The organism is Castellaniella sp. (assembly GCF_049673105.1).
In the GTDB taxonomy this organism is placed as follows: Bacteria; Pseudomonadota; Gammaproteobacteria; order Burkholderiales; family Burkholderiaceae_B; genus Castellaniella.
Map to the genome: position 1 here is coordinate 13,344 of NZ_JBATXG010000024.1, position 19,686 is coordinate 33,029.

Below are 19,686 nucleotides of genomic sequence, written 5' to 3' on the forward strand. Positions count from 1 at the left end.
GCTCCTTAACCGACGCTGCCTTCCAGGCTCACGCCGAGCAGATTCTGCGCTTCGACGGCGAACTCCATGGGCAATTCCTTGAAAACTTCCTTGCAAAAGCCGTTGACGATCATCGACACGGCGTCTTCGGCCGACAGGCCGCGCTGCATGGCATAGAACAACTGGTCTTCCGCGATGCGCGAGGCCGTGGCTTCGTGCTCGACGCTGGCGCTGGGATTCTGCACCTCGATGGTCGGGAAGGTATGCGCGGCGCATTTCTTGCCGATCAGCAAGGAATCGCACTGCGTGTAGTTACGGGCGTTGTCAGCCTTGGGCGTCATGCGCACCAGACCACGGAAGGTATTGCTGCCGTAGCCCGCTGAAATGCCTTTGGAAATGATGGTGCTGCGGGTGTTCTTGCCCATATGCACCATTTTCGTGCCGGTATCGGCCTGCTGACGGTGATTGGACAAGGCCACGGAATAAAATTCGCCCGTCGAATCGTCGCCGCGCAGAATCACGCTGGGGTATTTCCAGGTGATGGCCGACCCGGTTTCCACCTGAGTCCAGGAAATATGCGACCGCGGCCCGCGACAGTCGCCACGTTTGGTGACGAAATTGTAGATGCCGCCCACGCCGTTTTCATCGCCGGGGTACCAGTTCTGCACCGTGGAATATTTGATGCTGGCGTCATCCAGCGCGACCAGTTCCACCACGGCGGCGTGCAACTGGTTTTCGTCGCGCATGGGCGCCGTACAGCCTTCCAGGTAGCTGACGCTGGCGCCTTCTTCGGCGATGATCAAAGTACGTTCGAACTGCCCGGTGTCGGGATTGTTGATGCGGAAATACGTGGACAATTCCATCGGGCATTTCACGCCTTTCGGGATGAACACGAAAGACCCATCCGAAAAGACCGCCGAATTCAGCGCAGCGTAGAAATTGTCGCTGGGCGGCACCACCGTGCCCATGTATTGCTGCACCAGCTCGGGATGGCTGCGCAGCGCCTCGGAGAACGAACAGAAGATGATGCCGACATCGGCCAGTTGTTTGCGAAAGGTCGTCGCCACAGACACCGAGTCGAACACCGCATCCACCGCGACCCCCGCCAGTTTCGCCCGTTCGTGCAGGGGCACACCCAATTTTTCATAGGTGCGCAGCAACTCGGGATCGACTTCGTCCAGGCTCTTGGGACCGTCTTTTTTCGATTTGGGGGCCGAAAAATAGCTGATGTCCTGGAAATCGGGTTCCGGGAAATCGACTTTGGCCCATTTTGGGCGTGGCATCTTCAGCCATTCGCGATAGGCCTTCAAGCGCCATTCCAGCATGAATTCCGGTTCGCGCTTGACTGCGGACAGGCGGCGAATCACGTCCTCGTCCAGGCCTTTCGGAAAGGTCACGGCTTCGATTTCGGTGACGAAACCGGCGTCGTATTCGCGGTCAAGGAAGGAATCGAGCTTGTCGTTGACAGTACTCATTTGGACAGACTCCAGTTCGGGATATTCGGGATGGGCTGGCGCGCCCCTGCAGCAGACGGCATGGAGACCGGCACAGGCAATGGACTGAGCATATCGGCCAGCGTGACGGATTCCAGCGTGTTGCGCACGATCAAATTGATGCGCTGCCAGTGGGGGCGGATGTGACAAGCGCCCTCGACGCTGCAGGCTCCCGGCATAGCGGTGCATTCGGTCAGGCCGAAGGGCTGTTCTTCCAGGGCGTCGATGATGGCGGCCACGTGGATCTGATCCGGTTCGCGATCCAGGCGATAACCGCCGTGCGCGCCCCGGGTGCTGGCAACCAGACCATGCTGCGCCAGTAATTTCAGGACCTTGCTGACGATCGGCTGCCCCAGGCCCAGGGCGGCGGCAAGTTCGGCTGCGCTGCAAACATGCGTCGGACGGGCCGCCATGTGCGTAAGCACAAGGATTCCGTAATCGACGATTTTGCTGATCCGCAGCATCGGCTGTCCCAAAGTGAATGCGAGAAACCAAATAGTACTGCTTTGGTACGGTATAGGTCAAACCCTAATACACGTCATCCGGAGCACTGGTATCCACCCGGGACTGCTGCAAAGCCCACATGCGGGCGTAGCGACCCTGTTGCGCCAGCAGATCGGCATGCGTCCCCTGCTCCACCACCCGGCCCGCATCCAGCACCAGAATATGATCGGCATGCACAATCGTGGACAGACGGTGCGCAATGATCAGGGTGGTGCGCCCTTGGGCGATGCGTTCCAGCTGATCCTGGATTGCCCGTTCCGTGCGGGTATCGAGGGCGCTGGTGGCTTCGTCAAAGACCAGGATCGGGGGCGATTTCAGCAAGGCGCGCGCAATGGCGACGCGCTGCTTTTCCCCGCCGGACAGCTTCAGCCCGCGCTCGCCCACCGGCGTCTCGTAGCCCTGTGGCAGGGACGACACGAAATCATGGATATGAGCGGCGCGCGCCGCCCGGATGACGTCTTCCTGAGTCGCGTCCGTGCGGCCATAGGCGATGTTGTAGCCGATGGAATCATTGAACAGCACCGTATCCTGGGGCACGATGCCGATATGGGCGCGCAAACTGTCCTGCGTGTAGTCGCGGATGTCACGGCCATTGATGCGCACCGCGCCGGCCCCGGGATCGTAAAAACGGAACAGCAAGCGCGACAAAGTGGATTTCCCCGCCCCGGACGCCCCCACGACCGCCAGCGATCCGCCGGCTGGCACGCTGAAACTGACCTCATGCAGAATCTGCCGGTCCGGCTGGTAGCCGAAATCGACGGCATCGAAGCTCAGGCTGGCTTGCGCCGCCTGCAAGGCGACGGCGTCAGGTCGGTCGGCGACTTCCTGCTGATGGCCCATCAGGTCGAACATGCGTTCCATATCCGCCAAGGCATGCTTGATTTCCCGATAGACAAAGCCCAGGAAATTCAAGGGCGCATACAACTGCGTCAGATAGGCCGAGACCAGCACCACGTCGCCCACGGTCATGTTCCCTTGCACGACCCCCTGTGCCGATTGCCACAGCAGGGCCGTCATGCCGATCGTGATGATCAGCCCCTGCCCCATGTTCAGCAGATTCAGGGACACCTGATTGCGCACGGCGGAATCCACCCAGCTGCGCATGTCCCCGTCATAGCGCCGGCTCTCGTAGGTTTCGTTGCCGAAGTATTTGACGGTCTCGTAGTTCAGCAAGGCATCGATGGCCTTGCCGTTGGCCTGGCTGTCCAGCGTATTCATGGTGCGCCGATACACCATGCGCCGTTCCGTCACCAGCAAGGTAAACAGCACATAAGCAGCGATCGTGCCCAGCGTCAGGACGGCAAACGGCCAGTCATAGCGCCAAAGCAGCACCCCGGTCACCATGGCGATTTCCAGCAAGGTGGGCAGGATGTTGAAGACCGTGAAGTTCAGCAGAAAGCCGATGCCCTTGGTGCCGCGCTCGATATCGCGCGTCAGGCCGCCGGTGCGACGCCCCAGATGAAAACGCAATGACAGCGACAGCAGATGGGCGAACAACTGGCTGGCCACCTGCTGGATGGCGCCCTGGGTGACGCGCGCAAACAGGGCATCGCGCAGCTCGCCAAATACGCCCGTCAATAATCTGGCCAAGCCATAGCCGGCCAGCGCCGCCAGGGGGATGGTCAGCAAGGCCGGCGCCGCGCCCAGCGCATCGATCATGTCTTTCAGATAGATCGGTGTCAGGACATTGGCGACCTTGGCGACCACCATACAGCCGAAGGCCAGCAGCACGCGACCGCGAAATGCCCACACATAAGGCCAAAGATTCTTCAGTGTCTGCCAGTCATCGCGCCGCGCGGGCGCGGGGCCGGTATGGGAAAGCCGCATGGAAACGTCCGGAAATCGGGGGTGACAATCTGTCCGTCCGCCTGTCTGAACAAGCGGATGGCTGCGCATACAATGGGGGATCGACGGAAACCCGGCAAAGCCGGAAAGATTGTATGACTGTTTCGGTATTCGATTACGAGGCGGAGCTCACCGCCTGCGCAGCCGGGGATAGCACAGCCTTTCACGCGCTGTATCAGCACGAAGCACCCACCATGCGGGCGCTGGCCCTGGCGATGCTGGGCGTGCCCGCTTCAGCCGATGCCGTTTTGCACGAGGCCTTTGTGCTGATCTGGCGCAACGCCGCCGGCTACAGCCCGCGCATCGGCACCGCCAGGGCCTGGATGTACAGCATTCTGCGCTACCGCGCGCTGGCTCACCTGCGCCGCCTGCGCGCAACGGGCGACGTGACAGCGGAACAGCAACCGTTGCCCGATCTGTCACTGCCCAGCGGCGCCGCGCCAGATACCATCCAGGGAGTGTTGGCCGCTCTGCCCGCGCCGCAGCTCGACGTCCTGCTGCAGGCTTATCTTCACGGCGGCAATCCAGCCCGCATCGCCGACCTGCTGGATCGCTCGGAACCCGACATCCGGGCGTCGATCGAGTCCGTCCTGACGCATATCAACGAGGCGGTGCACGCATGAAAACGCACCGTTCTTATTCCGATCACGACATCGCCAGCTATGTCCTGGGCCTGGACATGCCCGACTACGCCGTCGACATCCAGGCCCGACTGGCCCACGATGATGCGGCGGCTGCACGGGCGCTGAAATGGGAAGCCTATTTCCTGGGCATCGCCGATGCCCTGCCCCCGTCGCCGCCGCCCGCCGCATTGCTGGCGCAGATTCAGGCCACGCTGGGTATGGAAGACGCACCGATCCAGAGAGAATCCCGTCAGGCCCAGGATCCCAATGCCCAATCCAGCGATGACGCCGCAGCCGCCGACAAGCCGACCACACGCTCTCGCACCCGGCGCCTGTCCAAGCGCCGTGTGGCGCTTGCCGTAGGGGCCGTTCTGGTCGTGCTGGTGGCTGTGGTGCTGATCTGGGCCAGCCTGAAACCGCTACCCGCCAGCACCACAGTGCAGCAGCCGCTGCACCTGGAACCCAAATAAGCAGGCGCCCTACAGATTCAGCAAACCGTCGGCCTGATTCGGCTGGCGGGTCTGCCCCAGCGCCTGGCCCAGCCGGTCGCGAATGGCCAGCAGATCTGCCCGCAGAGCCTGCAATTCCGCCCCGCTGAGCCGCACGGCGGCGTCCTGGTCGTGAGGGATGTCGCCGCCCTCGCCCAGACGATTGCGGGCGCCGGCGATGGTGAAGCCCTGTTCGTACAACAGATCGCGAATGCGGCGCACCAGCAGGACTTCGTGATGCTGGTAATAACGGCGGTTGCCCCGTCGCTTGACCGGCTTGAGCTGAGCGAATTCCTGTTCCCAATAACGCAGGATATGCGGCTTGACCCCGCACAATTCACTGACTTCGCCGATGGTGAAGTAGCGCTTGGCGGGAATGGGCGGCAGCGCGGGTGTGGCGGCTGTCGTCATGCGGAACCTCCGGCCATTTCAATACCGTCCTTCAGTTTCTGACTGGCATGGAATGTCACGACCCGCCGGGCGGAAATCGGGATCACTTCGCCGGTTTTCGGGTTGCGCCCAGGCCGTGGCGGCTTGTTGCGCACCTGAAAGCTGCCGAACCCGGACAGCTTGACCTCGACGCCCTGAACCAGGGCATCTCGGATTTCGGAAAAAAACGTGTCGACCACGTCCTTGGCTTCGCGTTTATTCAATCCCACCTGCTCGAACAGCAGTTCGGCCAAGTGGGCTTTGGTCAGCGTCCGGTCCGTATTCACCCGAAAGTCTCCTATGTGCGCAAACGAGCCCCATGATGCTTTGCCAAAGCATCCGTCAGACCCTGCATGCAATATTCAATCTGGCGTTCATCGAGCGTGGCGTTTTGTCCTTGGAACCAAAACCGCAGGGCCAGGCTGCGTTGATTCCCCGACGACGCATCACGCCAAATGTCGAACAGTTTAATGTCTTTGACGACTGCCAGTGCTGCATCACTTGCAATCTGGTGTTCAAGTGTATCAAGCAGCGACTGCCACGGCTGATCGGCATCCACCCAGATTGCCAGATCCCGCACCACGACGGGCTGGCGGGACAGCTCGGCAGGCTGCGGAAAGACCCGTTCGGCGATCGCCTGGGCATCCAGTTCGAACACCACGGGCGCATGGGGCAGATCCAGGTCCTGCGCCCAGCGGGGATGAACTTCGCCCAGCCAGCCGATGGCCTGACCATCGAGCAGCAAGCGGGCGCTGCGGCCCGGATGCAGGGCCGGATGGTTGGCGGCCTCGCACCGCAGACCAGCCGCCCTGGCGCCCAGCAAGGATTCCAGATCGCGCTTGAGATCGAAGAAATCCACCGCCCGGGTGGCTTCGCCCCACTGCTCGGGCAAGGCCGGACCCCAGGCTGCCGCGGCCAGGTACGTAGGTTGCGCCACACCGGCCACGGACAGATCGCCATCGGCCACCTGGGCATCCCGCGCAAAGACGCGGCCCAGTTCGAACACCCGCACGCGGGTCTGACGATGCTTGGCGTTATGCGCGATGTTGGCCAGCAAGCCACCGATCAGGCTGGACCGCATGACCGCCAACTGGCTGGCAATCGGATTCAACAGGCGGATGGGCTGCTCGTTGCCGCAGTAATTGCGTTCCCAGGCTTCTTCGACAAACGAAAAGTTGATGACTTCCTGAAAATCCAACGCCGCCATCGCTGCCCGCATGGCATGCGGACCGTACAGGATTTCGGGCTGCGCCAGCATGCGCGCAGGCGCCACCGGCGGTTGGTCGGGAATCTGGTCGAAGCCATAGATCCGGGCGACTTCCTCGATCAGGTCTTCCTCGATCGTCAGATCAAAGCGCGCGGCGGGCGGCGTCACGACAAAGGTATCGCCCTGCTGCTCGAAATGGAAGCCCAGGCGGGTGAACACGCCGGCGACTTGCTCCGCCGACAAGGCCACCCCCAGCACGCGGGTGCAGCGCGACAGGCGCATGCGCACGGCTTCGCGGGCAGGCAGATTGATGATCTGATCATCCATCGGACCGGCCTGGCCACCGCAGATGTCCAGGATCAACTGCGTCATGATGTCCAGGTGGGCCGGGATGGTCGAAAAGTCGACGCCGCGCTCGAAGCGGTGCGCCGCCTCGGACGCGAGCTTGAAGCGGCGCGTCAGGCCCATGATGGCCTCTGGCCACCAGAACGCGGCTTCCAGAAACACGTCCGTGGTGTCCAGCGTCACGGCGGACGCCTGCCCGCCCATGACGCCCGCCAGACTTTCCAGCGCCTGATCGGTGCCGATCACCCCGACGTCCGAAGACAAGGTCACGGTCTGATCGTTCAGCAGTTCGAGCTGTTCGCCCTCGCGCGCCCAACGCACGGTCAAGCCGCCCTGGATGCGCTGCAAATCGAACACGTGCGTAGGCCGCCCGAGTTCCAGCATGACGTAGTTGGAAATATCCACCAACGCGGACACAGAGCGCTGACCGGCGCGTTCCAGCCGGGATTTCATCCAGTCGGGCGTGGCCGCCCTGGCATTGACGCCGCGCACGATGCGCCCGGCGAAACGACCGCACAGATCGGGCGCCTGCACCTGGACCGACAGGCGATCCGGGATCGACACCGGCACGGACGGCACGGAGGGCGTCTGCAGGGCGCACCCCGTCAGGGCGGCGACTTCTCGCGCCACGCCCAGAATCGACAAGCAGTCCGCCCGATTGGGGGTGAGCTTCAGCGTCAGGATCGTGTCATCCAGATCCAAGGCCTGGCGCAAATCCGTGCCGGGCGTCAGATCGGCAGGCAATTCCAGCAAGCCGGCATGATCCTGTGACAGGCCCAGTTCACGCGCGGAGCACAGCATGCCCCGAGATTCGACGCCGCGCATCTTGACCGGACCGATCTTCATGCCGTCCGGTAGTTCGGCCCCGACACGCGCCAGGGGGACCAGCAGTCCGGCAGCGGCATTGGGGGCGCCACAGACGATCTGCAGCGGACTGCCCGAGCCGTCATTCACCTGACAGACCCGCAGCTTGTCGGCATCCGGATGCGGTTCGGCGGATTCGATCCGCGCCACCACGATCCCGGTAAACGGGGGCGCATAGGGTTCGGCTTCCTCGACCTCCAGGCCAGCCATGGTCAGGCGATGAGACAAGGTCTGGCTGTCGATGGCGGGATTAGCCCAGGCCCGCAGCCATGATTCTGGAAATTGCATGATTCAGATTCCGTTTCGCGGGGACACTAGGCGTTGAACTGACGCAGAAAGCGCAGATCGCCCTCGAAAAACTGGCGCAGATCGTTGACGCCATAGCGCAACATGGTCAAGCGTTCTAGCCCCGAGCCAAAGGCAAAACCGATGTAGCGTTCCGGGTCCAGACCAAAATTGCGCACCACCTGGGGGTGCACCTGGCCCGAGCCGGAGATTTCCAGCCAGCGGCCCTGGTTCGGCCCCGACGTGAACATCATGTCGATTTCGGCAGAGGGTTCGGTGAACGGGAAGAACGACGGACGGAAGCGCAGCGTCAGGTCGTCGGTTTCAAAGAAGGCTCGCAGGAAATTCGTATACACGCCCTTCAGGTCGGCGAAGGAGATGTCTTCCGCGATCCACAGGCCTTCGACCTGATGGAACATGGGCGAGTGGGTGGCGTCGCTGTCCACGCGATAGGTGCGTCCCGGCGCGATGACCTTGATGGGCGGCTTGTTCATGCGGGCGTAGCGCACCTGCATGGGGCTGGTGTGCGTGCGCAGCACCAGCGGCAGCCCGCCGGCATCCTGCATGTCTACGTAAAACGTGTCCTGCATGGATCGGGCCGGGTGGTTTTCGGGATTGTTCAGCGACGTGAAATTGGTCCAATCGTTCTCGATCTCGGGGCCGTCGGCCACGTCGAAACCGATGGAACGGAAGATCTGCTCGACACGCTGCCAACTGCGGATGACGGGATGGATACCACCCATGCCCCGCCCTCTGCCCGGCAGCGTCACGTCGATGGTTTCCGCCGCCAGCCGCTGATTCAGCGCCGCCTGGGCCAATTCGGCGCGACGCGCGTTCAGCAGGGATTCGACCTGCTGTTTCGCCTGATTGATCTGCGCCCCGCGGCTGCGCTTTTCTTCGCCCTGCAGGCCCGCCAGGCCTTTGAGCAGCGCCGTCAGGGACCCCTGTTTGCCCAGAAAGGCCGCTTTTTCATTTTCCAGCGTGGCTGCATCATGCGCCTGGGCGAAACGGCCCTGTGCCTGATGGATCAGCTTGTCGAGCGTCGTGTCCATAGTTCCTTCCAAAACGCAAACGGAGCCCAAGAGAGCTCCGTTTGCGATGAGACAGAATCGAAAACGAAACTGTATCGATTAGGCTGCCAGTGCGGACTTCGCCTGGGCCACAATGGCGGCAAAGCCGGCCTTGTCCTTGACAGCCATGTCGGCCAGGACCTTGCGGTCGAGTTCGATCGAGGCCTTTTTCAGGCCAGCGATGAACACGCTGTAGGTCACGCCGAGTTCACGGCAGCCGGCATTGATACGGGTGATCCACAAAGCGCGGAAGGTGCGCTTTTTGTTGCGGCGGTCACGATAAGCATATTGACCAGCCCGCATGACCGCCTGTTTGGCGACCCGGAACACATTACCGCGACGACCGCGGTAGCCTTTGGCGGCCTTGAGGACTTTTTTATGGCGTGCACGTGCTGTGACGCCGCGTTTTACGCGAGGCATGAGAGATCTCCGATCAGGCGAAAGGCAACATCGCCTTTACGGAGGCGACATCGGATTCATGGACTGCAGCCGAACCACGCAGCTGACGCTTGTTTTTCGTGGTTTTCTTGGTCAGGATATGACGTTTGAAAGCCTGGCCGCGCTTGATGGAACCACTGCCGCGCACCTTAAAGCGCTTGGAGGCGCCTTTTTTGCTCTTCATCTTGGGCATGACGATTACTCTGTTGGCTTGGGCGAACCCAGGTGTCCCGACACATCGGGCGCTTGTCTGACCTGATATCCGCCTATCTATTGAATCCGTCATGCGCAACCTGCATGACCGGATTCCCTCCTGCATAGCAGGATTCTCTTTACCCCCGGCGCAAACCGATCCGTATAAGACCTGCCGACACTGGGAAAAGCCCTTGATTATAGAGCGATTTACTCAGCTTTGTCGAACTGCTGTTCCAAAGCCTGCACGCGGGCCTCCAGGGATTCGACACGCTCCAGCGCCCTGGCCAGCAGATCGGCCTGCACGTCGAATTCTTCGCGCGTGATCAAATCCATGCGGGCAAAGGTCTGTGCCATCAAGGCTTTCATATTGCGTTCGATATCGGCTGCCGGCGTCTTGGCGAGCAAGTCCGACATGTTTTTCTGAAAATCATCGAACCACTGATTGGGGGCGATCATCGCGGCCTCCTGCTGCGGATAAAACTATATTTTAACGGCTCAGGACGACAAGCCCGCATCCGGCCGGAACTGAATCGCCTGAGCCAGCGCAACCCGCTCCACATTGGGCTCGTCCCGCAGGTCGGCCAGGGTGCGCGCCACGCGCAATACCCGTTGCGTGGCCCGGGCGGACCAACCCCAATTCGCCACGGTTCGCGCCAGCAGATCGCGCCCTGCCGCATCCAGGCCGGCGTGCTGGGCCAAGGCCGCCGCGTCCAGATGGGCATTCAGGCAAGCCTGGCGCTTCAGCTGCCGCTCGCGCGCGGCCACGACACGCGACCTGACCTGCTCGGAAGACTCGCCGGCGGGGGCCTCATGCCAAGCGCCCTCGACAGACAGGGAGACATGCAGGTCGATGCGATCCAGCAACGGCCCCGACACCTGCGAACGATAGCGCGAGATGCGATCCGGCGGACACCGGCAAGTCTGGCGCGGATGACCCAGCCAGCCGCAAGGACAGGGATTCATGGCTGCCACCAACTGGAATGTCGCCGGAAAATGACAGCTGCCGGCTGCCCGCGCCACCGTCACCATGCCGGTCTCCAGCGGCTCTCGCAGGGCCTCCAGCGCCCTGCGTTCGAATTCAGGCAGCTCATCTAAAAACAGCACCCCATGATGCGCCAGGCTGATCTCTCCCGGTCGGGGATGGGCGCCCCCGCCGACCAGCGCGGAACGGGACGCCCCGTGATGCGGCGCCCGAAATGGCGGCGTACCCGACAGCGTCTGCAAGGACTGCACCAGGCCCTGAATCGCCGCCAGCTCCAGCGTCTGGCGCTGCGTCAAGGGCGGCAACAGGCCGGGCAAGCGCTGGGCGAGCATGCTTTTACCCACGCCGGGCGGCCCGCACATCAGCAGACTATGCCCGCCGGCGGCGGCGATTTCCAAAGCCCGCCGCGCCAGCGCCTGGCCGCGCACATCCGCCAGGCAGAGCGCCTTGCCTGCGGCGACAGGCAGCAGGGCCGGAGCGGCGACAGGCAGGGGCTGACGTTCAGAGAAATGCGCGACGACCTCGTCCAGGCTGCCAGCCGCCAGGACACTCAGGCTGGGCACCAGCGCAGCGATCCCGGCAGCCGGCGGCGCCATCACCAGGATCGCCCCCGGATCATCCCGCGCCACCGCCAAGGCAATCGCCAAAGCGGAATCCGCCGGCATCAGGGCGCCGGTCAGGGATAGCTCGCCCGCCAGGACGTAATGACGCACATCCGGGCTGCCGCCCTGTTTGTCCGCCACCTGCCCCGACGCCAGCAACACCCCCAGGGCAATGGGCAAATCGAAGCGCCCCGAATCCTTGGGCAGATCGGCAGGGGCCAGATTGGCCGTGATCCGTCCAGCGGGAAAATCGAAGCCGCAATTGAGAATGGCGGCGCGCACGCGTTCCCGGCTTTCCCGCACACCGGCCCCCGGCAAGCCCACGATCTGAAAACTGGGCAAGCCATTGCCTACATGCACCTCGACCTGCACCGCGCGGGCATGCAGTCCAAAGAGCGTCCGGCTAGCCAGCACCGCAAGCGACATTGCTTCCCCCGAGCAGATGCGTATGCATCGCACTATACGGGGCCAATAGGGCAAAAAGGGCGCCAACGCGCCCTTTTTGCCCTACCCCCCCGCCAGCAAGCGGGGAACTGCCGTACTTATTTGCCGCCGTTGCCCACGGCGCCTTGAATCGCGGCATCCGCCTTGGTGGCGCCTTCCTTCACGGATTCTCGGGCGCTTTCGGCGGCTTTGCCCGCCTCGTCAGCCAACTCGCCGGCCTTGTCGGACACTGCCTGGCCAACTTCCACTGCCTTGTCCTTGGCAGCCGCAGCGGAATCCTTGAGCTTGTCCTGCATGGACTGCTGGTCAGCGGGCGGTACCGTCGATTGGTCTTGCGGCGCAGGCGGCACCAGATTCGGAGTGGGAGTCGTGGAGGGGGCGGGAGCCGTGGAGGGGGCAGAATCTGCCGGCGGAGCAGCGGGCTCGTCACTCTTGGAGCAAGCCGCCAGCAGGCCCAAAGAAGCTACTACAGCAGCCGTCATCAGCGTTTTGCGCATCGTATTCATGATCTTCCCTATTCAAAATTCCGCTATCAACATCATGCGGATCATTGTCGAAGACCGGTTCGTTACAACCTGGTCAGTTACAATTTTAGCGGCGCTTTAAACAGGGTAAACCCTGACTTGTAATGACTGATTTCAGATGCACAAACCGCATTCGAATCCCAATACCGCCGGCTCCCCAGCGAAAACCCGCCTGATTCCAAGACAAATCCCCCTTCCGGGCGGTGAACAACTCGACACAAAACATCCCGGCGCCAACGGCATCGGCGCAGCGTGCTCCAGCATGGGGCATGCGCCCGGCTGTTATGCCTCAGGATGGGGCAAGCGCCATCCTCGCCGGACGGCGGCGGCAGCCTCTCGCCTCTCCTGCCCGGCTGGGATGCGCTCTACGCCTCTCTGCAGGCGATGGCTGGCACGGCTTTTGCTTTGAGTCCTGTGCATCCCGCAGAACAAGGAACGCTCATGAAACTCATCACAGCCATCATCAAGCCTTTCAAGCTGGAGGAAGTGCATGCCGCACTGGTCGCCTCCGGCATCCAGGGCATGACTGTCACGGAAGCGCGCGGCTTCGGGCGCCAGAAAGGCCACACCGAACTGTATCGGGGCGCCGAATACCAAGTGGATTTTCTGCCCAAACTGCAGATCCAGGTGGCCATACCCGACGACTGGCTTGAACTGACACTGGAATGCCTGAGCCAGGCCGCCCACACCGGCAAGATCGGGGACGGCAAGATCTTTGTCACGCCGCTGGAGCAGGCCGTGCGCATCCGCACCGGCGAAACAGGCGAAGCCGCCCTCTAAGCCCCGGAGCACACACCATGGATAAAACCGACGTTGTCTGGATGATGGTCTCTACCCTGCTGGTCTGGCTCATGTGCATGCCGGGGCTGGCGCTGTTTTATGGCGGCTTGGCGCGCGGACGCCATGCGCTATCCGTCATGAGCCAGGTGTCCGCGGCCTGCGCTCTGGCTACCTTGCTGTGGTTTCTGTACGGCTATTCCCTGGCCTTCACCCCCGGCTTCGGGGGACTGGGTGGCTGGAGCCGCCTGGGGCTGGCGGGCCTGTACCAGCCTGACGCAACCACCACGCTACCGCTGCTGGGCTCGATCCCGGAACTGCTGTTCGCCCTGTTTCAGGCCACGTTCGCCGCCATCACCTGCGGCTTGATCACCGGCAGCATTGCCGAGCGGGCGCGATTCGGCGCCGTGCTGTGTTTCATCGGCCTGTGGTTCACCCTGGGTTACCTGCCGATCGCCCATATGGTCTGGGCCAGTGATGGTTGGCTGCACGTGCGCGGCGCCCTGGATTTCGCCGGTGGCACCGTAGTCCACATCAGCGCCGGCGCAGCCGGCCTGGTGGCCGCCCGCTATCTGGGTCCGCGCCGCGGCTATGGTCGTCAGGCCATGCCGCCGCACAGCCTGCCGCTGAACCTGCTGGGCGCCGCCCTGCTCTGGGTCGGTTGGTTCGGTTTCAACGGGGGCTCGGCCCTGGCCGCCAATGAACAGGCTGTCCTGGCACTGGCAAACACCTTATTGGCCGCCATCAGCGGCGTCCTGGCCTGGGCGCTGGTGGAAAAACTGTTCAAGGGCAAGGCGTCCTTGCTGGGCGCCATGTCCGGCGCCATTGCCGGCCTGGTGGGCATTACTCCGGCTGCCGGCCTGGTCGCCCCCGCCGCCGCGCCCCTGATCGGCGCGCTGACCGCCTGGGCCGCGTGGTTCGGCGTCAACCATCTGAAGCAGCGCCTGGGCATCGACGACGCCTTCGATGTGTTCGGGATTCACGGCGTGGGCGGGATCATCGGCGCCCTGTTGACCGGCGTGTTCTATTCCGGCAGCCTGGGCGGCCCGGGTCCCGCTGGCGGGGGCGCATTGTTCTGGCAGGTCTGGCTGCAGACGGAAGCCGTCCTGATCAGCCTGTCATGGGCCGGCCTGACGGCGATCGTATCGATCTGGGCCGCTGACCGCCTGATCGGTCTGCGCGCCAGCAGCGAGCAGGAAAGCCAGGGGCTGGACCAGACGGATCACGGCGAAACCGCCTATCCCGCTTGAACCTCGGCGCGGCTCTCCGGTGATTCCAGCATCACCGGAGAAAACAGGCAGTACTGATTGCGGCCCTTTTCTTTCGAGGCATACATGGCCCGATCGGCATGCCTGAGCAATTCCGCCGCATCGGCGCCATCTCGAGGGTAGAACGTGACGCCCATGCTGGCGGAAATCCGGGCCTCATGACCGTCCAGGTCATAAGGTTCGGCCAGGGTGTCCAGCACCTTGCGGCAAATCGCGTGCACATCTTCGCAATGCGGCAGGTCGCGAATGATCAGGGTGAACTCATCACCACCCAGACGCGCCACCAGATCCGACCCGCGCATGCAGTTCATCAAACGCCGGGCGACTTGACGCAGCAGTTCATCACCCTGATCATGCCCAAAGGTATCGTTGACTTCCTTGAACAGATCCAGATCCAGAAACACCAGTGCAAAAGGCAGGCCACTGGTTCGAGACGCCTCGATGCTGCCCAGCAAATTGGCCTGGAACATCTGCCGGTTGGGCAATTGCGTCAGGTGATCATAGTGGGCCTGCCGCCAGATCGAGGCCTCGCGTCGGCGTTTTTTCGTCACATCGGAAAACAGGCCAATGCGGCAGTTCACGCTGCCGTCTTCGTTGTAAGAAGTATTGATCGTCAGGCGCTCAACATATTCTTCGCCGGATTTGCGCCGATTCCACACGTCACCGCTCCAGCGGCCCGTTTCTGCCAGGCACTGCCACAGGGCTTGATAGAAATCCTTGCCGTGGCGCCCGGAACTCAGGACGCTCATGCGCTTGCCGACGATCTCCGACACGGAATACCCCGTGATCGCCGTGAAAGCCGGATTGATGTCCTGCACCCAGCCATTGGCATCCGTAACGACCATCGCCTCGCTGGTGTGTTCGTAGACCAGCGCCGCACGACGGGTCGAGGCCTCGGCCAGTTTGAGAGACGCCCGCTCGCGGGATATTTCGGCAACCAGGCGTTCGATATGGGCAGCCGATTCGTTCAGAGCCTCGCCCAGGCGTCCTAATTCGTCACGGTTCCTGAGGCTCGAACGCACCGCAAAATTGCCTGCTGCCAATTCATGGCACTGTTGCGCCAGTCTGCCGATAGGCAGCAGAACCTGCCGCGACACCAGCCAATACGCCAGCAGCAACAGGACCAGGTCCAGGCCGAACAAAGCATAGGCATTACCCAGCGCCTTTTCCTGGACCTTGCGCGCCTCTTGCACCAAAGCATCCAGCAAGGATTCGGCGCTGCTCAGCAGACGACCGGCTTCCTGACTCACGCTGCTGGGATCCGGCAACGGGCGCGAGGGCTCGTCTCCTGCGGCCAGAATGGAACCCACGAATCCACCCAGGACTTGCCGGTAGGCTTTCCAGTCGCGGCCAACCGCCGCCAGATGATCAAGCTGGGCGCTGCCGACCGGCGGCACGAACTGACCGTACAGAAAACCGCCCGAACTGAGCGTCTGATACGCCTGCTCGAACAGCTTTTCCTGCTGCGCCAGGGTGGCGGACGACTGTGGCTCTGCCCGATAAGCCCCGGAGAGCGCCTCCAGGGCGATCCTTTGACTGAGCATGCGCATCTTGCCCGCCACATTGACGGTCGCGGCCACGCCATCGGATTCACTCAGCAGAGAACGAACCAACAGCACATTGACCACAGCCAGCACGGCAGCCATCGCAAAAGCAAGGAGCACCTTGTGCTTCAACGACCGAAGCCAGGGGAAGGAGCGTAGCCGTCGTCCGGCAAGTAAGAAGGAAGTCATCTCGGTCTCGCTAACAGGCCGCTGCTATCCAGGTCGCTACCACCCTGGTCACTGAACTAGTTCCGTGTCATACCCATGTTACAGAGATGGATATCGGAACCCATACACTAACTGCTGGAAAGTTGATTCTGATCAAGCAGACAAAGCAGCCAGATCGATGCGCTCGGCACGATTCAGCGCCGAGGCGACCTTGACGCGCAAGGCGTTGGAATGCGCCTTACGGATTTCTTTTTTGACATCGAGCAATTGCTGCGGATGCATGGAAAACCCTGTCAGCCCCAGTCCCAGCAGCATGCGGGTGACGCGCACGTCCCCCGCCATTTCCCCGCAGACGGACACCGGCTTGCCCACGCGTTCGCCGACATTGATCGTATGGGCGATCAGGCGCAGCACGGCAGGATGCATGGGATCATACAGCGAGGCCACGTCCGTATCGCCCCGGTCGATGGCCAGGACATACTGGATCAGGTCGTTGGTGCCGATGGACAGAAAGTCCAGGGTTTCGGCAAAGGGTTCGATGGCAATCGCCATGGCGGGGATTTCGACCATTGCCCCCAGTTGCACCTGGGTTTCGTGGGCCACGCCTGCGACACGCAGTTCTTCCGCTGCGCGCGCCAAGGCGCGGCGCGTCGCCACGACCTCGTGCATGTGCGACACCATCGGCACCAGAATCCGGACCGGGCCGTGTACCGCCGCCCGCAACAAGGCCCGCAACTGCGTATTGAATAGTTCTGGATTGGCCAGGCAGTAACGGATCGCCCGCAAGCCCAGGGCCGGATTGGTCGCGACGGTCGCCTCGCCGTCCAGCGTTTTGTCTGCCCCGATATCCAGCGTGCGAATCGTGACAGGCCGCCCTGCCATGGTGCGCACGACAGTGGCGTAGGCTTCATATTGCTCGTCCTCGCCGGGCAGTTCGGTCCGCCCCATGAACAGGAACTCGCTGCGAAACAGCCCTATGCCTTCGGCTCCGGCGGCCAGCGCGTCGGCGGCCTCTTCGGGTAATTCGATATTGGCTTCCATGCGGATCTGGATGCCGTCCAGCGTCATGGCCGGTGCAAAACACAAAGACTGCAGCTCGCCGCGTTCACGTAGAAATTCCGCCTGCCGGTCCTGGTATTCGCGCAAAATGGCGGGCGAGGGATTGACCACCACCACACCATTGATGCCGTCCACGATCAGCAGATCGCCATCGCGCACCAGCGAGCGCACCAGCCCCATGCCGACCACGGCGGGGACGTTCATGCTGCGCGCCACGATGGCGGTATGCGAGGTCGCCCCGCCCAGATCGGTCAGAAAGGCGCCGAATTTTCCACCGCGCAGGCGCATCATGTCCGCCGGCGAGATATCGCGCGCCACGACGATCAGGCTGCCGTCGGTCTCTACCTGATCCAGATCGGGCAGCCACTGGGCCGAGCCCGACAGCACACGCAAGACCCGCTCGATCACCTGGCGCACGTCGGCGCTGCGTTCGCGCAGGTAGGCGTCTTCCATGAGCGCGAATTGTTCGGCCAGCATCTGGCCCTGAGTGGTCAAGGCCCATTCGGCATTGACCTGACGTTCGTCGATCAACTGGCAGACGGATTGCACCAGCATCGGGTCCTGCAGCAGCATGGCATGCACCGACAACAGCACGCCCAGTTCGCGCGGGGCGTCATCGGGCAAGGTCTCGACCATCTGATGCAGGTCATGGACTGCGGAATCGACCGCCTGACACAGGCGCTGTTTTTCAGCGGCGACGTCCTCGTTCGCAATCCGGTAGTGCGCCACTTCCAGTGCGGCGGCGCTCATGACGACCGCATGGCCGATGGCATATCCGCGCACCACCCCCTGCCCCATCAGGCACAGGGTGGACTTCAAGGCCGGGGAAGCCGCTGCATCGGGCACGCTCATGGCATCTAGGCCGATACGCGGGATACGGCGTCCAGCGTCATTCGGCTTCTCCGAATTTGCCTTCGAACAGTGCGCGGATATCGCTCAGCGCCTGGTCCTCGTCGGCGCCAACCGCCTCGATCTTGACGGTCACACCCAAGCCTGCCGCCAGCATCATGACACCCATGATGCTCTTGGCATTGACGCGCTGGGCCCCCCGGGAAATGAAGACATCGCTTTTGAACCGGCCCGCCAGCTGAGTCAGCTTTGCCGCCGCACGTGCATGCAAGCCGAGCTTGTTGGAAATCACCAGGTCGATCATGGGCATGGAGAAAGCTCCTAGCTAACAGTCTGAAGGGGGGTCTGCATTGACGATCCCGCGCAGCGCCCCCTGCCGCACGCGTTCGCTGAGAGATTCCGGGTTTTCCTGCTGATCGGTCAGCGCCTTGAGCACCATGCAGGCATTGGTACCAGTCAGCAAATGAATGATATAGCCTTCTCCGAGTGCCTGGCGCAGCGCCTGGGCGGCAATATTGAACGGCGTGGCGCCGTACAGATCGCACAGGATCAGCACGGGTTCTGCGGGTTCGCCGGCGCGCACCCAGTCCAGCACCCGCTCGGTCTGTTCCCGGGGCGGCGCATCGGGCGCAATGTCGAAGACCTGCAGGTCGGGCACCCGGCCCAACACGTGCTGGGCGCAGGCGCTAAACGCCGACCCCAAGGGGTCGTGCATGACCAGGGCCAGGCGGGTTTTCATGCCGATCCCACGGCATGTTGCAAGGCATCGACGAAACGGCCAGCGACGTCAAAGCCGGTCTGCTCTGTGATTTCCACAAAACAGGTGGGGCTGGTCACATTGATTTCCGTGATGTAGTCGCCGATGACGTCCAGGCCGATCAACAGCAAACCACGCCCCGCCAGTCGGTCACCGACCGCCTGGGCCAGCTCTCTGTCATGCGCCGACAGCGGCTGGGCAAGCCCGCGCCCGCCCGCCGCCAGATTGCCCCTGGTTTCGCCCTGCAAGGGAATCCGCGCCAGCGCAAACGGAACGGGTTCCCCGCCGACGATGAGGATGCGCTTATCTCCGTGCACGATATCGGGAATATAGCGCTGCGCCATGATGGTGCGCGTACCCAGATCGGTCAGGGATTCCAGGATGGCGCCCAAATTGGGTTCGTCCTGGCGCAGGCGGAAAATGCCGCTGCCCCCCATGCCGTCCAGTGGCTTGACGATCACATCGCCCTGTTGCTGATGAAAGGTCCGCAAACGATCCATGTCGCGGCTGACCAGCGTCGGCGCCGTGTACTGCGCAAATTCCGTGATCGCGAGCTTTTCCGGATGATTGCGGATAGCCGATCCGGCATTGAAGATCTTCGCCCCCTGCTGCGCCGCATAGTCGAACAGATGCGTGGCATACACGTATTCCATGTCGAAGGGCGGATCTTTCCGCATCAGGACGGCGTCAAAATCAGCCAGATCGCAGTCGCGCGCAGCGGTGTCCTGCGTCCACCAATCGTGGCCGTGCCAATCCGCATCCGCGCGCAAACGCAAAGCAGTCGCGGCGACCTTGACCCGACCTTGGTCGATGTACAGATCGCCCATGGTGGCGAAGCTGAAAGCATGGCCTCGCGCAGCCAAGCTGCGCATGATGGCGACGGACGAATCCTTCCAGGCTTTCAGGCCGGGCAGCGGATCGATGACAAACAGGACATGCATGAATGA

21 protein-coding genes are annotated in these 19,686 nt (G+C 62.6%); 4 read left to right on the forward strand and 17 right to left on the reverse strand.

Annotated elements, in window-relative coordinates:
• Positions 1–5 precede the first annotated feature (5 nt).
• The 3 genes from sufB to WBF69_RS09350 form a co-directional block, all read right to left on the reverse strand.
• Positions 6–1,454 carry a Fe-S cluster assembly protein SufB gene (gene sufB, locus WBF69_RS09340; RefSeq protein WP_424263475.1) on the reverse strand — a complete coding sequence of 483 codons (1,449 nt, stop codon included), beginning with the start codon at positions 1,452–1,454 and terminating at the stop codon, positions 6–8.
• Positions 1,451–1,885 (reverse strand): RrF2 family transcriptional regulator, encoded by a 435-nt coding sequence (locus WBF69_RS09345; protein WP_424263477.1) that lies wholly within the window; start codon positions 1,883–1,885, stop codon positions 1,451–1,453. Before WBF69_RS09345 ends, sufB begins: the two co-directional genes overlap by 4 nt.
• 115 nt (positions 1,886–2,000) lie before the next feature.
• Complete coding sequence (locus WBF69_RS09350; protein WP_424263479.1) at positions 2,001–3,803, reverse strand: ABCB family ABC transporter ATP-binding protein/permease; 1,803 nt, start codon at positions 3,801–3,803, stop codon at positions 2,001–2,003.
• A 113-nt stretch (positions 3,804–3,916) separates the two neighbouring features.
• Here WBF69_RS09350 and WBF69_RS09355 point away from each other — a divergent pair, with 113 nt between their 5' ends.
• Together WBF69_RS09355 and WBF69_RS09360 are read left to right on the forward strand one after the other, a co-directional pair.
• Positions 3,917–4,444 carry a sigma factor gene (locus WBF69_RS09355; RefSeq protein WP_424263480.1) on the forward strand — a complete coding sequence of 176 codons (528 nt, stop codon included), beginning with the start codon at positions 3,917–3,919 and terminating at the stop codon, positions 4,442–4,444.
• Positions 4,441–4,914 (forward strand): hypothetical protein, encoded by a 474-nt coding sequence (locus WBF69_RS09360; protein ID WP_424263482.1) that lies wholly within the window; start codon positions 4,441–4,443, stop codon positions 4,912–4,914. The genes WBF69_RS09355 and WBF69_RS09360 overlap by 4 nt, the downstream gene beginning before the upstream one ends.
• A 9-nt stretch (positions 4,915–4,923) precedes the next feature.
• On the opposite strand, the gene WBF69_RS09365 is transcribed toward WBF69_RS09360, so the two are convergent.
• The 9 genes from WBF69_RS09365 to WBF69_RS09405 form a co-directional block, all read right to left on the reverse strand.
• Positions 4,924–5,343: a MerR family transcriptional regulator gene (locus tag WBF69_RS09365; RefSeq protein ID WP_424263484.1), complete on the reverse strand. Its 420-nt coding sequence runs from the start codon at positions 5,341–5,343 to the stop codon at positions 4,924–4,926.
• The gene (locus tag WBF69_RS09370) at positions 5,340–5,648 is read right to left on the reverse strand and encodes an integration host factor subunit alpha (protein WP_424263486.1); all 309 of its coding nucleotides are present in this window, start codon (positions 5,646–5,648) and stop codon (positions 5,340–5,342) included. Before WBF69_RS09370 ends, WBF69_RS09365 begins: the two co-directional genes overlap by 4 nt.
• Before the next feature lie 11 nt (positions 5,649–5,659).
• Positions 5,660–8,065, reverse strand: a complete 2,406-nt coding sequence (pheT, locus tag WBF69_RS09375) for a phenylalanine--tRNA ligase subunit beta (protein WP_424263488.1) — start codon at positions 8,063–8,065, stop codon at positions 5,660–5,662.
• 26 nt (positions 8,066–8,091) lie between these two features.
• Entirely contained in the window at positions 8,092–9,114 is a 1,023-nt protein-coding gene (gene pheS, locus WBF69_RS09380; protein WP_424263490.1) for a phenylalanine--tRNA ligase subunit alpha, read from the reverse strand.
• 78 nt (positions 9,115–9,192) lie between these two features.
• Positions 9,193–9,552 (reverse strand): 50S ribosomal protein L20, encoded by a 360-nt coding sequence (gene rplT, locus WBF69_RS09385; RefSeq protein ID WP_322998929.1) that lies wholly within the window; start codon positions 9,550–9,552, stop codon positions 9,193–9,195.
• Between the two features lie 13 nt (positions 9,553–9,565).
• Entirely contained in the window at positions 9,566–9,763 is a 198-nt protein-coding gene (gene rpmI, locus WBF69_RS09390; protein WP_424263492.1) for a 50S ribosomal protein L35, read from the reverse strand.
• 209 nt (positions 9,764–9,972) lie between these two features.
• Entirely contained in the window at positions 9,973–10,221 is a 249-nt protein-coding gene (locus tag WBF69_RS09395; protein ID WP_424263494.1) for an accessory factor UbiK family protein, read from the reverse strand.
• A 39-nt stretch (positions 10,222–10,260) separates the two neighbouring features.
• Positions 10,261–11,775, reverse strand: a complete 1,515-nt coding sequence (locus WBF69_RS09400) for a YifB family Mg chelatase-like AAA ATPase (RefSeq protein WP_424263496.1) — start codon at positions 11,773–11,775, stop codon at positions 10,261–10,263.
• A gap of 116 nt (positions 11,776–11,891) precedes the next feature.
• On the reverse strand, positions 11,892–12,299 hold the full coding sequence (locus WBF69_RS09405; protein ID WP_424263498.1) for a hypothetical protein: 408 nt from the start codon (positions 12,297–12,299) through the stop codon (positions 11,892–11,894).
• A gap of 459 nt (positions 12,300–12,758) precedes the next feature.
• Here WBF69_RS09405 and WBF69_RS09410 point away from each other — a divergent pair, with 459 nt between their 5' ends.
• On the forward strand, positions 12,759–13,097 hold the full coding sequence (locus tag WBF69_RS09410) for a P-II family nitrogen regulator (RefSeq protein WP_424263500.1): 339 nt from the start codon (positions 12,759–12,761) through the stop codon (positions 13,095–13,097).
• A gap of 17 nt (positions 13,098–13,114) precedes the next feature.
• Complete coding sequence (locus WBF69_RS09415) at positions 13,115–14,344, forward strand: ammonium transporter (RefSeq protein ID WP_424263502.1); 1,230 nt, start codon at positions 13,115–13,117, stop codon at positions 14,342–14,344.
• On the opposite strand, the gene WBF69_RS09420 is transcribed toward WBF69_RS09415, so the two are convergent.
• From WBF69_RS09420 to gshB, 5 genes are all read right to left on the reverse strand, one after another.
• Positions 14,332–16,026, reverse strand: coding sequence for a diguanylate cyclase domain-containing protein (locus WBF69_RS09420; protein ID WP_424263504.1), 1,695 nt, complete (start codon positions 16,024–16,026; stop codon positions 14,332–14,334). The genes WBF69_RS09415 and WBF69_RS09420 overlap by 13 nt on opposite strands.
• 201 nt (positions 16,027–16,227) lie before the next feature.
• A complete protein-coding gene (gene ptsP / locus WBF69_RS09425; protein WP_424263592.1) occupies positions 16,228–17,931 on the reverse strand; it encodes a phosphoenolpyruvate--protein phosphotransferase in 1,704 nt (567 codons plus the stop codon).
• Positions 17,932–18,022: 91 nt separating this feature from the next.
• A complete protein-coding gene (locus WBF69_RS09430; protein WP_424263506.1) occupies positions 18,023–18,292 on the reverse strand; it encodes an HPr family phosphocarrier protein in 270 nt (89 codons plus the stop codon).
• 15 nt (positions 18,293–18,307) lie between these two features.
• Positions 18,308–18,721, reverse strand: coding sequence for a PTS sugar transporter subunit IIA (locus WBF69_RS09435; RefSeq protein WP_424263508.1), 414 nt, complete (start codon positions 18,719–18,721; stop codon positions 18,308–18,310).
• Positions 18,718–19,680, reverse strand: a complete 963-nt coding sequence (gene gshB, locus WBF69_RS09440; protein ID WP_424263510.1) for a glutathione synthase — start codon at positions 19,678–19,680, stop codon at positions 18,718–18,720. The genes WBF69_RS09435 and gshB overlap by 4 nt, the downstream gene beginning before the upstream one ends.
• Between the last annotated feature and the right edge of the window lie 6 nt (positions 19,681–19,686).

Excerpts from the sequence above, each read along its gene's own strand:
- WBF69_RS09395 (WP_424263494.1), bottom strand. The coding sequence starts at position 10,221 with ATGATCGCCCCCAATCAGTGGTTCGATGATTTTCAGAAAAACATGTCG.
- sufB (WP_424263475.1), bottom strand. The coding sequence starts at position 1,454 with ATGAGTACTGTCAACGACAAGCTCGATTCCTTCCTTGACCGCGAATAC.
- WBF69_RS09415 (WP_424263502.1), top strand. The coding sequence starts at position 13,115 with ATGGATAAAACCGACGTTGTCTGGATGATGGTCTCTACCCTGCTGGTC.
- WBF69_RS09435 (WP_424263508.1), bottom strand. The coding sequence starts at position 18,721 with ATGAAAACCCGCCTGGCCCTGGTCATGCACGACCCCTTGGGGTCGGCG.
- WBF69_RS09405 (WP_424263498.1), bottom strand. The coding sequence starts at position 12,299 with ATGAATACGATGCGCAAAACGCTGATGACGGCTGCTGTAGTAGCTTCT.
- gshB (WP_424263510.1), bottom strand. The coding sequence starts at position 19,680 with ATGCATGTCCTGTTTGTCATCGATCCGCTGCCCGGCCTGAAAGCCTGG.
- WBF69_RS09430 (WP_424263506.1), bottom strand. The coding sequence starts at position 18,292 with ATGCCCATGATCGACCTGGTGATTTCCAACAAGCTCGGCTTGCATGCA.
- WBF69_RS09345 (WP_424263477.1), bottom strand. The coding sequence starts at position 1,885 with ATGGCGGCCCGTCCGACGCATGTTTGCAGCGCAGCCGAACTTGCCGCC.
- rplT (WP_322998929.1), bottom strand. The coding sequence starts at position 9,552 with ATGCCTCGCGTAAAACGCGGCGTCACAGCACGTGCACGCCATAAAAAA.
- WBF69_RS09355 (WP_424263480.1), top strand. The coding sequence starts at position 3,917 with ATGACTGTTTCGGTATTCGATTACGAGGCGGAGCTCACCGCCTGCGCA.
- ptsP (WP_424263592.1), bottom strand. The coding sequence starts at position 17,931 with ATGGGGCAGGGGGTGGTGCGCGGATATGCCATCGGCCATGCGGTCGTC.
- rpmI (WP_424263492.1), bottom strand. The coding sequence starts at position 9,763 with ATGCCCAAGATGAAGAGCAAAAAAGGCGCCTCCAAGCGCTTTAAGGTG.
- WBF69_RS09365 (WP_424263484.1), bottom strand. The coding sequence starts at position 5,343 with ATGACGACAGCCGCCACACCCGCGCTGCCGCCCATTCCCGCCAAGCGC.
- pheS (WP_424263490.1), bottom strand. The coding sequence starts at position 9,114 with ATGGACACGACGCTCGACAAGCTGATCCATCAGGCACAGGGCCGTTTC.
- WBF69_RS09360 (WP_424263482.1), top strand. The coding sequence starts at position 4,441 with ATGAAAACGCACCGTTCTTATTCCGATCACGACATCGCCAGCTATGTC.
- WBF69_RS09410 (WP_424263500.1), top strand. The coding sequence starts at position 12,759 with ATGAAACTCATCACAGCCATCATCAAGCCTTTCAAGCTGGAGGAAGTG.
- WBF69_RS09400 (WP_424263496.1), bottom strand. The coding sequence starts at position 11,775 with ATGTCGCTTGCGGTGCTGGCTAGCCGGACGCTCTTTGGACTGCATGCC.
- WBF69_RS09350 (WP_424263479.1), bottom strand. The coding sequence starts at position 3,803 with ATGCGGCTTTCCCATACCGGCCCCGCGCCCGCGCGGCGCGATGACTGG.
- pheT (WP_424263488.1), bottom strand. The coding sequence starts at position 8,065 with ATGCAATTTCCAGAATCATGGCTGCGGGCCTGGGCTAATCCCGCCATC.